We start from the raw sequence: 12,010 nt of genomic DNA, 5'->3' as shown, positions 1-12,010 counted from the left end.
TGCGTGGGCATGCGGAACAGGTGCGAGCTGTACGGAAGGTGATCCGAGGTCAGGTATCCGTCCGGGCCGATGTGCGGCCCTGGACCAGGACGGCGGCGACGATGATCGCGCCCTTGGCGATCTGCTGGACGTCGCTCTGCAGATTGTTGAGCGCGAAGATGTTGGTGATCGTGGTGAAGACGAGGACGCCGAGCACGGAGCCGACGATGGTGCCGCGGCCGCCGGTGAGCAGGGTGCCGCCGATGATCGCGGCGGCGATGGCGTCGAGTTCGTACAGATTGCCGTTGGTGTTCTGTCCCGAGCCGGACAGGATGATCAGCATGAAGGCGGCGATACCGCAGCACAGTCCGGACAGCAGGTAGAGGTAGAGCCGTTGCCGCCGGACGTCGATGCCCGCCAGCCGGGCCGCCTCCGCGTTGCCGCCGACGGCGACCGTGCGGCGGCCGAAGGTCGTACGGTTCAGCAGCAGCCAGCCGACGACGGCGACCACGGCGAACATCATGACGAGCGGCGGGATGCCGAGGACGTAGGAACCGGGCAGGCCCAGGTCCAGGACGGACTTGACCGTGACGATCTGGGTCTTGCCGTCGGTGATCAGGAGGGCCACCCCGCGGGCGGAGGCGAGCATCGCCAGCGTCGCGATGAACGGCACCAGCCGGCCGTACGCGATGAGCACACCGTTGATCAGTCCGGCCCCGAGGCCGACGACCATCGCGGTGAACAGGATCCCCACGAAGCCGTACTCCTGGGTGGCCAGGGTGGTCGCCCAGACCGAGGCGAGGGCCACCATGGCACCGACGGACAGATCGATCCCGCCACTGGTGATGACGAAGGTCACTCCGACGGTCACCACACCGATGACGGACGCCTGGGTCAGGATCAGCTGGAGGTTCCCGGTGTCCAGGAAGGCGTCGGGTTCGGTGACGGCGCCGACGACGATCAGTACGGCGAGGACACCCAGCAGCGAGAGGCTGCGCAGGTCCACGCGCAGCCCGAAGGCTCGCGGGGATCTGTCCTTCTGCGGGGGCGCGGGGACGGATGCGGGCGCGGCGCCCTTGTCCGGCCCGCTCTGCTGTGCCGAGGAGACGGGCTGCGTCATGACGTCGGGCTCCCTTCCATCACGAGGTCGAGTACGCGGTGCTCGTCCAGTTCCCCGGCGTCCGCCGTATGGACGACGTGGCCTTCGCGGAGGACCAGCACCCGGTCGGCGAGGCCCAGGACTTCGGGCACTTCGCTGGAGACGAGCAGAACGGCGAGGCCTTCGTCGGCCAGCCGGCGGATCACGGCGTAGAGCTCGGCGCGGGCGCCGACGTCCACCCCGCGGGTCGGTTCGTCGAGCAGCAGGACCCGGCAGCCGCGCAGCAGCCAGCGGGCCAGGACCGCCTTCTGCTGGTTGCCGCCGGACAGGGTGCGGACGGGGGTGTCCGGGTTGTCGGGGCGCAGCGAGAGTTCCCGGGTCGCGGCGCGGGCCGCCTTGCGCTCGGCGCCCCGGTCGAGCCAACCACCCCTGGAGAAGCGGGACATGGAGGAGACGGAGACATTGCGGGTGACGGATTCGAGCATCAGCAGGGCCTGCGCCTTGCGCTCCTCGGGGGCGAGGCCGATGCCGGCCGCCACGGCGGCGCGGACGCTGCCGGATCGCAGCGGGCGGCCGGCCACGGTGACCCGGCCGGCCGTGGCACGTCGGGCGCCGTAGATGGTCTCCAGGATCTCGGAGCGCCCGGAGCCGACCAGCCCTGCGAGGCCGACGATCTCACCGGGCCTGAGTTCCAGGTCGACGGGGGCGAACTCGCCCTTCCTGGTCAGGCCTTCGACCTTGAGCACGGGCTCGGTCACGGCGTCCGCCGGGACCGTGTCGGGCTTCGGCGGGAAGACGTACTCGACATTGCGTCCGGTCATCATGGCAACGATGTCGCGCGTGGGTGTGGACTCCGCGGGCAGGCCGACGGCGACGGTCCGGCCATCCTTGATGACGGTCACCCGGTCGCCGATCCGGCGGATCTCCTCCAGCCGGTGGGAGATGTAGACGACTGCGACGCCGTCGGCGGTCAGCGCGGCGACGATGCGGAAGAGGTTGGCGACCTCGTCGGGGTCGAGGGCGGCGGACGGCTCGTCCATCACGATGAGCCGTACGTCGTGGGAGAGCGCCCTGGCCATCGACACGATCTGCTGCTGGGCCGCGGAGAGTTCACCGACGGCGCGGGCCGGATCGATCTCCGGATGGCCGAGGCGCTTCAGCAGCGCGGCGGCCGCGGTGCGGCCCTCGCCGGTGCGGACGACGAAGCCCGCACTGGTGGGTTCATGGCCGAGGAACACGTTCTCGGCGACCGACAGCCCTTCCACCAGGTCGAGTTCCTGGTAGATGGTGGCGATCCCGAGCCGCATCGCGGTGATGGGCGACTTCAGCACGGCCGGTGAGCCGCGCCAGATGATCTCGCCGTCGTCGGGCTGGTGGGCCCCGGCGAGCACCTTGATGAGGGTGGACTTGCCGGCCCCGTTCTGGCCGAGCAGACAGTGGACTTCGCCGGCCAGGACCTCCAGGTCGACGCCGTCGAGTGCACGCACGCCGGGGAAGGACTTGGTGATGCCGGACATCGTGAGCAGAGGTGGTTCTGGAGCCATGACAAATCCCCTCGGCGAATGGGGTCTCCCCGGCTCGGACGATGCCGAGGCGTGGGAGGGCCGGTGAGCGGGCAGGGCGCAGTGCTGTCCCGGGGTGTCCCCGGACCCCGGCCGGCGGCGCGGGGACGGTGCCTTGTTGCTGACCGGCCGAGGATCGGGCCGGCGGGAAACAGATCGAACCGGTGGGACAGGGTCGGGCCGGTGGAACGGGACGGACCGGTGCGGGACGCAGGTGCGGCCGGGCCGACGGGAAAGGGGTCAGGCGGGTGAGAAGAGGTGGTCGCTGATGAGCCTGGCCGCGCCGATCACTCCGGCGGCGGGTCCCAGCTCGCCCAGCACGATGGGGAGGTTGCCGGTGGCCAGCGGCAGTGACTGCCGGTAGACCTGGGTCCGGACACTGGCGAGCAGGGTGTGACCCAGTCCGGTCACCCCGCCGCCGATCACCACCAGACCGGGGTTGAAGAAGCTGACGAGTCCGGCGATGACCTGACCGACCCGGTTGCCGCCTTCGCGGATCAGGTCGAGCGAGGTGGCGTCACCCGCGGCCGCGGCGGCGGCCACATCGACGGCGGTGAGTTTCCCGGACGCCTCCAGCCGGGCCGCGAGCTCCACGGACTGACCGGCGCGGGCCGCGTCCTCGGCGTCGCGGGCCAGTGCGGCGCCGCTGAAGTGGGCTTCCAGGCAGCCCCGGTTGCCACAGGCGCAGGGGCGCCCGTCCGGTGTGACCTGGATATGGCCGATGTCGCCCGCACTGCCCGTCGTGCCGCGGTGGACCTCACCGCTGACGACGATGCCGCAGCCGATACCGGTGCCGATCTTGACGCAGAGGAAGTCGCCCACGGAGCGGGCGACGCCCGCGTGCTGCTCCCCCATCGCCATCAGGTTCACGTCGTTGTCGACCATCACGGGGCAGCCCAGCTCCTGGCTGAGCGCCTCGCGGACCGGGAAGCCGTCCCAGCCGGGCATGATCGGCGGTGCGACGGGGATTCCCTCGGGGAAGCGGACCGGTCCCGGTACACCGATGCCCGCGCCGTCGAACCCTTCGGCGAGCCCGGAGGCCCGGAGCTTGGCCGCCATGGACAGCACCTGCTCGAAGATGGCGACGGGCCCTTCACGTACGTCCATGGGGTGGTTGAGGTGGCCCAGGACCTCCAGCTCCGCGTTGGTGACCGCCACATCGACCGATGTGGCGCCGATGTCGACGCCGAGGAAGCGCAGTGCCGGGGCGAGCCGGATGTTGTGCGAGCGACGCCCGCCGCGGGATGCGGCGAGTCCGTCGGCCACCACAAGGCCGGTCTCCAGCAGTCTGTCCACCTCGACGGCGAGCTTGGAGCGGGAGAGATCGACCTGATCCCCCAGCTGTGCCCGTGAGTTGGGCCCGCCGTCGCGCAACAGCCGGAGCAGTCGCGCCTGATGCGCATTCGCGGGTCGTGCCGTCATACGTCTCACGCGCCCCTCCCCGCCACATCGGCCTGTCCGTCGGGCTTTGGAGGGGAACGTAGCAGCGCTTTCCGGGAGTGGGAAGAAGTTGCGCAGGAATCGACCACAACTTTCTCCACCCTGAGGACAAAGGGGTGCGGACGGCTGCCCGGGAAGGAGCGGTCGGGCCTCACCGGCGGAGCACGGCAATGCCCCCGACCGCCGGGCGGAAACGATTCCTCAGCCGGCGTTCGAGGGCATGGCGAGCGAGCGGGTCAGCTCTCCTCGCGTTCGTGGTAGGTCTTGCGGGTGTGCTCCGTGTGGGACCGCATGACCGCGGTGGCCTGCTGCTCGTCGCGCGAGGAGATCGCGGCGATCAGGGAGCGGTGCTCGATCCAGGACCGGGTGCCCCGCTGGCGTGCGACGGGTGTGTAGTACCAGCGGACCCGGCGGTCCACCTGTGCGGCCAGTTCGGCGAGGACCACATTGCCGGCCAGCTCCATGACCTTGGCGTGGAAGGCCGCGTTGGTCGCGACGGCCAGGTCCACATCGTCGTCGGCGACGGCCTGCTCACCCTTGGCGCACAGCTCCTCCAGAGCGGCGATGCCCGCGGTGCCGGAGTTGGCGGCGGCGAGCCGGGCGGCCTCGGCCTCCAGGAGCGTACGGACCGAGAGCAGCTGGTCCGCCTCCTCCTCGGTGGGCTCGTGGACGAACGCGCCCTGTGCGGGCCGCAGATCTACCCAGCCCTCGGTGTTGAGCCGCTGCAACGCCTCGCGCACCGGCTGCCGGGACACCCCGAGATGGCCGGCCAGCTCGCTCTCGACGAGGTGCTGTCCGGGGCGGAGAGCACGGGTGGTGATGAGTTCGAGCAGTGCCTCGTAGACCCGCTCGCGCAGCGGACCGGGCCGTTCCAGCTTCGGCACAGCCCCTTGCGGCAGTCCTGTGGACAACATTGCGGTCCCCCTCCGAGCGACGAGCAATTGCTTATCGTCTACAGTCTACCGAGCGCAGGTCCCCTCAGGGACAGCGGATCACCTGACCCGCGTAACTGAGATTCCCGCCGAAGCCGAAAAGCAGCGCCGGAGCACCGGCCGCGACCTCCCCGCGCTCCACCAGCTTGGACAGCGCCATCGGGATCGACGCGGCGGACGTATTGCCGGAATCCACCACATCCCGGGCGATGACCGCGTTGACGGCTCCGATCTTCCTGGCGACCGGCTCGATGATCCTGAGATTGGCCTGATGCAGCACCACCGCGGCGAGATCCTCGGGGGTGATTCCGGCCTTTTCGCATACCTTGCGCGCGATGGGCGGCAGCTGGGTGGTGGCCCAGCGGTAGACCGACTGCCCCTCCTGGGCGAAGCGCGGCGGCGTCCCCTCGATCCGCACCGCGTCCCCCATGCCGGGCACCGAACCCCAGAGCACCGGGCCGATGCCGGGCCGGCCCGCCCCGCCGGAGTCGGCGACCACGACCGCGGCGCCGGCGCCGTCCCCCATCAGCACACAGCTGGAGCGGTCGGTCCAGTCGACGATGTCACCCATCTTGTCGGCGCCGATCACCAGCGCACGGGTGGCCGCACCCGCACGCACGGCGTGGTCGGCGGTGGCGAGGGCGTGGGTGAAACCGGAACAGACCACATTGATGTCCATCACCGCGGGCGACGTCATGCCCAGCCGGGCGGCGACCCTGGCCGACATGCTCGGCGACCGGTCGATCGCCGTCGAGGTGGCGACCAGGACCAGGTCGATGTCCGTGGCCTGCAGACCGGCGGCGGCGAGCGCCTTCGCCGCCGCGTGCGCGGCCAGCTCGTCCACCGGCTCGTCGGGTCCGCCGAGGTGGCGGGTCTTGATGCCGACGCGGCTGGTGATCCACTCGTCACTGGTGTCGACCATGGCCGCCAGGTCATGGTTGGTGAGCACCTTGGCGGGCTGATAGTGGCCGAGCGCCACGACACGTGAGCCGGTCATATTCAGGTTCCCCTCGCTACATATGGCAGGAACCATCCAGTCTTGGTCGCTACCGACCGGTACAGCGGCACGTGATCCCACAGGATTCCCGGCTGCCGATTGGAGGCTTGACAACAGCCTTGACCGCCCAGACGGCATACTGTAGACAATATTCTGTCGACTTGACAGAGTCTCCTGTTCCCTCCCCCGCACTTCCCGCACTGCTTCCCCGCTCCCGCCTCGCTCGGTCCCTACCGAACGGAGAGCCCCCGTGAAAGTTGCAGTTGTCGGCGCCGGCGCGATCGGCGCCTATGTCGGGGCCGCGCTCCACCGCGCCGGCGCCGAGGTCCATCTCATCGCCCGCGGGCCGCATCTGGCCGCCATGCGCCGTGACGGCGTACGCGTCCTCAGCCCCCGCGGCGACTTCACCGCACGCCCCTCGGCCACCGACGATCCGTCGCAGGTCGGGCCCGTCGACTTCGTGTTCCTCGGGCTGAAGGCCAACTCGTACGCGGCCTCGGGCCCCCTCGTCCATCCGCTGCTGCACGACCGCACCGCGCTCGTCGCCGCGCAGAACGGCATCCCGTGGTGGTACTTCCACGGGCTCGCGGGCCCGCACGCCGGCCGCCGTATCAACAGCGTCGACCCGGCCGGCGCGGTCAGCTCCACCCTGCCGCCCGAACGGGCCATCGGCTGCGTCGTCTACGCCGCCACGGAGATCGAGGCGCCCGGCGTCGTCCGCCATCTCGAAGGCACCAGGTTCTCCATCGGGGAGCCGGACCGGACCGTGTCGCGGCGCTGCCACGCGTTCAGCGAGGCCATGGTCGCGGGCGGGCTCAAGTGTCCGGTGGAACCGGATCTGCGCAACGACATCTGGATCAAGCTGATCGGCAACATCTCCTTCAACCCGATCAGCGCGCTGGCCAGGGCCACCATGGGCCAGATCTGCCGCCATTCCGACTCCCGCGCGCTCGTCGAATCGATGATGCGCGAGACCCTCGACGTCGCCGCCGCGGTCGGCTGCCGGCCCGGGATCTCCGTGGAACGGCGCATCGCGGGCGCCGAACGCGTCGGCGACCACAAGACCTCCACCCTCCAGGACCTGGAGAAGGGCAAGCCCCTGGAGCTCGACGTACTGCTCGCCGCCGTCGTCGAACTCGCCGATCTGGCCGGGGTCCCCGTGCCGACGCTGCGCGCCGTGCACGCGCTCGCCGACCTCCTCGCCACCACCTCCTCGGCCGCCACGGCCCCAGCAGGGAGTGCACAGTGAACAACAACAACAACCGCCGCCGGCGTGAGCGCAAGCAGTACGAGCGGCTGACACATCCGCTGGTCCGGGACGCGGACGGCACCCTGCGCCGGGCAAGCTGGGACGAGGCGCTGGCCCGGGCCGCTGCCGGCTTCCGGCAGACCCGGCAGGAGCACGGCCCCGACGCCTTCGCGATGCTGTCCTGCGCCCGCGCCACGAACGAGATGAACTACGTGGCCCAGAAGTTCACCCGGGTGGTGATGGGCACCAACAACGTGGACTCCTGCAACCGGACCTGCCACGCCCCCAGCGTCGCCGGACTCTCGGCGGCCTTCGGCTCGGGTGGCGGCACCTCCTCGTACGAGGAGGTCGAGCACACCGATCTCATCGTGATGTGGGGCTCCAACGCCCGTTTCGCACACCCGATCTTCTTCCAGCACGTGCTGAAGGGCATCCACAACGGCGCCCGCATGCACGCCGTCGACCCGCGCCGCACCTCCACGGCGGAGTGGGCGGAGAGCTGGCTGGGTCTGAACGTCGGCACGGACATTCCGCTGGCCCATGCGATCGGCCGCGAGATCATCCACGCCGGACTGGTCAACCGGGCCTTCGTGGCCCGCGCCACGACCGGCTTCGAGGAGTACGCGGCACTCGTCGAACCGTGGACGCTGTCGGCGGCCGAGAAGGTGACGGGAGTGCCGGCCGAGGCGATCCGCGAACTGGCCCATGCCTACGCCACCGCCGAACGGGCCCAGCTCTGCTGGACGCTGGGCATCACCGAGCACCACAACGGCACCGACAACGTCCGCGCGCTGATCAACCTGTCGATGCTCACCGGCCACGTCGGCCGGTACGGCTCCGGCGTCCAGCCGCTGCGCGGGCAGAACAACGTGCAGGGCGGCGGCGACATGGGCGCCATCCCGAACAAGCTGCCCGGCTTCCAGGACATCCTCGACCCGCACTCCCGGCAGAAGTTCGAAAGCTCCTGGGACACCGTCATCCAGCCCCGGTACGGCAAGACGCTCACCGAGATGTTCGAGTCGATGGAGAGCGGCGGACTGCGGGCGGTGTACTGCATCGGCGAGAACCCGGCCCAGTCGGAGGCCGACAGCGAACAGGCCGTACGACGGCTGGAGGCACTGGACCATCTGGTGGTCCAGGACATCTTCCTGACCAAGACCGCCGAACTGGCCGATGTGGTGCTGCCCGCGACGGCCGCCTGGGCCGAGACCGACGGAACCACGACCAACAGCGAGCGCCGGGTGCAGCGGGTGCGGGCCGCGCTGATCCCGCCCGGCGAGGCGCGGGAGGACATCGACATCATCTGCGCCCTGGCCGGACTCCTCGGCCACGACTGGAAGTTCACCGATTCCGAGACGGTGTGGAACGAACTGCGCTCCCTGTCCCCCGATCACTTCGGGATGACGTATGAGCGGCTGGAGGAGCACCAGGGGCTCCAGTGGCCCTGTCCCGACACGGAGAAGCTGCCGTCGAGCTTCCTGCACGCCCGGCTCTGGGAGACCGATCCGGCACGACGAGGACCGGCCGCTCCCTTCGGCCTCGTCCAGCACGATCCGCCGGTCGACCTCACCGACGAGGAGTACCCGCTGCGGCTGACGACGGGGCGGCGCCTCGACTCGTACAACACCGGCGTACAGAGCGGGAGTTACGCATCGCCGCTGCGGCGCGGCGAATACATCGAGCTCTGCCCGGAGGACGCGGCCGCCTACGGAGTCGCGACCGGCGAGGAGGTTCGGGTGTCGTCCCGCCGGGGCAGCGTCACCGCTCCGGTGTGGATCGAGGACGGGCTGCGGCCGGGGCTCGCCTTCATGACGATGCACTTCCCGGACGAGGTCGACACCAACCTGCTGACGATCGAGGCGAACTGCCCGATCGCCGGCACCGCCGAGTTCAAGGCATCCGCCGTACGGATCGAGAAGCTGGTGCCCGCATGGACCTGAAATACACGGACGCCGCTCCGACGGACGCCGAACGGGACGCGGTGGACGGCCTGCTGGGACCGCCGCCGTCCGGCTGGGAGGGCGCGCAGACCCGCAGCGACGAGGACCTGCGGTGGGCGAAGGGCGGTGCGGCGGCCGCCAAGGACCGGCGCGACCAGCTGCTGCCCGCCCTGCACGCGGTGAACGACCGGGTGGGCTGGATCAGCGAGGGCGCCCTGGACTACATCTGCCGACGGCTGACGGTGGCCCCCGCGGAGGCGTACGGCGTGGCGACGTTCTACGCGATGTTCTCGGTACGCCCCCGCCCGGCGAAGGTCCTCCACGTCTGCACGGACCTGGCCTGCGCGGCCCGCGGTTCGGCCACGCTCTGCGCCGGCCTGACGGAGACCTTCGCCCCGGCGGGCACGGCCACGGAGGGCGCGGTCTGGCAGGAGAGCCCCTGCCTGGGCCTGTGCGAGAGGGCACCGGCGGCGCTGCTGATCCAGGCGGGCGAGCAAGCCCCGTCAGCCGGCCCGCCCCTTCCGGTCCCGGCCCTTCCAGCCCGTCCGGCGTCTGAGGACCGGGAGTCCGGGGGCGGAGCCCCCGGCTGCGCCGCAGGCGCCACCACCCACCGCCCCCACCGCACCGCGGTCATCGCCCCCGCCACCCCGGCAACCCTCGCCACAGCGATCCGCTCCCCCGAGTCCGCCCCCGCCGAACCCCCACCCGAGACAGCCGTCCCTCAGGCCGGCAGCCAGGACCTCGTACTCCTCAAACGCATCGGCACCGCCGACCCCGGCTCCCTCGACGACTACCGCGCAAACGGCGGCTACGCCGCCCTGCGCCGGGCCTTCGCCCTCGGCCCCGCCGGCGTCATCCGCGAGGTCCTGGACGCGGGCCTCGTCGGCCGGGGCGGCGCCGCGTTCCCCACCGGGCGCAAGTGGGAGGCCACCGCCCAGCAGCCCGACACCCCGCACTACCTCGTCTGCAACGCCGACGAGAGCGAGCCGGGCACCTTCAAGGACCGGGTGCTGATGGAGGGCGATCCGTACGCCCTCGTCGAGGCGATGACCGTGGCCGGCTACGCGACCGGCGCCCAGCAGGGATTCGTCTACCTGCGCGGCGAGTACCCGCGGGCGTACGAACGGCTGAGCCACGCCATGGACAGCGCCCGCCGAAGGGGCCTGCTCGGCCCCGACGTCCTCGGCCAGGGGTACGCCTTCGACATCGAGATCCGGCGGGGCGCGGGAGCGTACATCTGCGGCGAGGAGACCGCGATCTTCAACTCGATCGAGGGGCAGCGCGGTGAACCCCGCTCCAAGCCGCCCTTCCCGGTCGAGAAGGGCCTCTTCGGCAAGCCGACCGTCGTGAACAACGTCGAGACCCTGGTCAACGTGCTGCCGGTCCTGCAACAGGGCGCCGCGGCGTACGCGGCCACCGGCACCGGCTCGTCCACCGGCACCAAACTGTTCTGCGTATCGGGCGGCGTGAGCGCCCCCGGGGTCTACGAGCTGCCGTTCGGCGCGAGCCTCCGGGAGCTGCTGGAGCTCGCGGGCCCGCCCGGGGATCTGCGCGCGGTGCTCCTCGGCGGCGCGGCGGGCGGCTTCGTGCGCCCCGACGAGCTGGACATCCCACTCACCTTCGAGGGGACACGGGCGGCGGGGACGACGCTCGGCTCGGGCGTGGTGCTGGTCCTGGACGGTTCGGTCGACCTCCCGCGCATTCTGCTGCGGATCGCGGAGTTCTTCCGTGACGAGTCGTGCGGGCAGTGCGTGCCCTGCCGGGTCGGCACGGTACGGCAGGAGGAGGCGCTGCACCGGATCAAGGACCGTACGGGTGCCGCGGCCGCCGATGACATCGCCCTGATGAGAGAGGTGGGGCGGGCCATGCGCGACGCCTCGATCTGCGGTCTGGGGCAGACCGCGTGGAATGCCGTCGAGTCCGCCATCGACCGTCTGGGGGTCTACACATGACCGCTGTTCCGCTGCAACTCCCGCGCCGTCTGATCGAGTTCACGCTCGACGGGCAGGAGACGCGGGTACCGGAGGGGTCGACGATCCTGGAGGCGTGCCGGTCCGCCGGCAAGGACGTGCCGACGCTGTGCCAGGGCGACACGCTCACGCCGAAGAACGCCTGCCGGGTGTGTGTCGTGGAGGTGGAGGGCGCCCGTACCCTCGCCCCGGCGTGCTCGCGCCGGGCCGAGGCGGGGATGTCGGTGCGCACCGACAGCGACCGGGCCCGGCACAGCCGCAAGGTCGTGCTGGAGCTGCTCGCCTCGGCCACCGACCTGTCGACGACACCCCGGGCCGCCGAGTGGATAAAGGAGTACGGGGCGGAGCCCGGCCGCTTCGGCGCCGACGCGGCCCGTGTCAACGAGGAGCCGAAGGTCGACAACGACCTCTACGTCCGGGACTACGACAAGTGCATCCAGTGCTACAAGTGCGTCGACGCCTGTGGCGAGCAGTGGCAGAACACGTTCGCCATCGCGGTCGCGGGCCGCGGTTTCGACGCCCGCATCTCCACGGAGCACGGGGTGCCGCTCACCGATTCGGCGTGTGTCTACTGCGGCAACTGCATCGAGGTGTGCCCGACCGGGGCGCTCTCGTTCAAGAGCGAGTTCGACATGCGGGAGGCCGGGACCTGGGACGAAGCCGCGCAGACGCAGACCACCACGGTCTGCGCCTACTGCGGTGTCGGCTGCAATGTCACGCTCCATGTGCAGGACAATGAGATCGTGAAGGTCACCTCGCCGCACGACAACCCGGTGACCCACGGCAACCTCTGCATCAAGGGCCGCTTCGGCTTCCAACACGTACAGAATCGGGTCTAACGG

General features: G+C 70.7%; 9 protein-coding genes. 4 read left to right on the top strand and 5 right to left on the bottom strand.

The genetic code is table 11. From position 1 onward, the window contains the following. Window positions 1-49: 49 nt before the first annotated feature. The 5 genes from ACFVW8_RS03720 to ACFVW8_RS03700 all read right to left on the bottom strand — a co-directional run bounded on the left by ACFVW8_RS03720 (window position 50) and on the right by ACFVW8_RS03700 (window position 6,009). Window positions 50-1,099, bottom strand: a complete 1,050-nt coding sequence (locus ACFVW8_RS03720) for an ABC transporter permease (RefSeq protein ID WP_389685939.1) — start codon at window positions 1,097-1,099, stop codon at window positions 50-52. After that, window positions 1,096-2,622, bottom strand: coding sequence for a sugar ABC transporter ATP-binding protein (locus ACFVW8_RS03715; protein WP_389685938.1), 1,527 nt, complete (start codon window positions 2,620-2,622; stop codon window positions 1,096-1,098). Before ACFVW8_RS03715 ends, ACFVW8_RS03720 begins: the two co-directional genes overlap by 4 nt. Before the next feature lie 258 nt (window positions 2,623-2,880). After that, complete coding sequence (locus ACFVW8_RS03710) at window positions 2,881-4,062, bottom strand: ROK family protein (RefSeq protein WP_389685937.1); 1,182 nt, start codon at window positions 4,060-4,062, stop codon at window positions 2,881-2,883. 254 nt (window positions 4,063-4,316) lie between these two features. Beyond that, window positions 4,317-4,994 (bottom strand): GntR family transcriptional regulator, encoded by a 678-nt coding sequence (locus ACFVW8_RS03705; protein ID WP_389685936.1) that lies wholly within the window; start codon window positions 4,992-4,994, stop codon window positions 4,317-4,319. 64 nt (window positions 4,995-5,058) lie between these two features. After that, window positions 5,059-6,009 (bottom strand): beta-ketoacyl-ACP synthase III, encoded by a 951-nt coding sequence (locus tag ACFVW8_RS03700; protein WP_389685935.1) that lies wholly within the window; start codon window positions 6,007-6,009, stop codon window positions 5,059-5,061. Window positions 6,010-6,259: 250 nt separating this feature from the next. Here ACFVW8_RS03700 and ACFVW8_RS03695 point away from each other — a divergent pair, with 250 nt between their 5' ends. Genes ACFVW8_RS03695 through ACFVW8_RS03680 form a run of 4 tightly spaced genes read left to right on the top strand, consistent with a single transcriptional unit; the run spans window position 6,260 to window position 12,007 of the window. After that, the gene (locus ACFVW8_RS03695; RefSeq protein WP_389685934.1) at window positions 6,260-7,258 is read left to right on the top strand and encodes a 2-dehydropantoate 2-reductase; all 999 of its coding nucleotides are present in this window, start codon (window positions 6,260-6,262) and stop codon (window positions 7,256-7,258) included. Beyond that, entirely contained in the window at window positions 7,255-9,198 is a 1,944-nt protein-coding gene (locus tag ACFVW8_RS03690) for a molybdopterin oxidoreductase family protein (protein WP_389685933.1), read from the top strand. Before ACFVW8_RS03695 ends, ACFVW8_RS03690 begins: the two co-directional genes overlap by 4 nt. After that, window positions 9,189-11,150, top strand: a complete 1,962-nt coding sequence (locus ACFVW8_RS03685) for an NAD(P)H-dependent oxidoreductase subunit E (protein ID WP_389685932.1) — start codon at window positions 9,189-9,191, stop codon at window positions 11,148-11,150. Before ACFVW8_RS03690 ends, ACFVW8_RS03685 begins: the two co-directional genes overlap by 10 nt. Beyond that, a complete protein-coding gene (locus ACFVW8_RS03680) occupies window positions 11,147-12,007 on the top strand; it encodes a 2Fe-2S iron-sulfur cluster-binding protein (RefSeq protein ID WP_389685931.1) in 861 nt (286 codons plus the stop codon). The genes ACFVW8_RS03685 and ACFVW8_RS03680 overlap by 4 nt, the downstream gene beginning before the upstream one ends. Window positions 12,008-12,010: the final 3 nt, after the last annotated feature.

It is taken from the genome of Streptomyces sp. NPDC058221, from assembly GCF_042882365.1.
Classification (GTDB): domain Bacteria; phylum Actinomycetota; class Actinomycetes; order Streptomycetales; family Streptomycetaceae; genus Streptomyces.
Note: the sequence above shows the minus strand (reverse complement) of the source record. Positions and strands in the feature narration are given on the sequence as shown.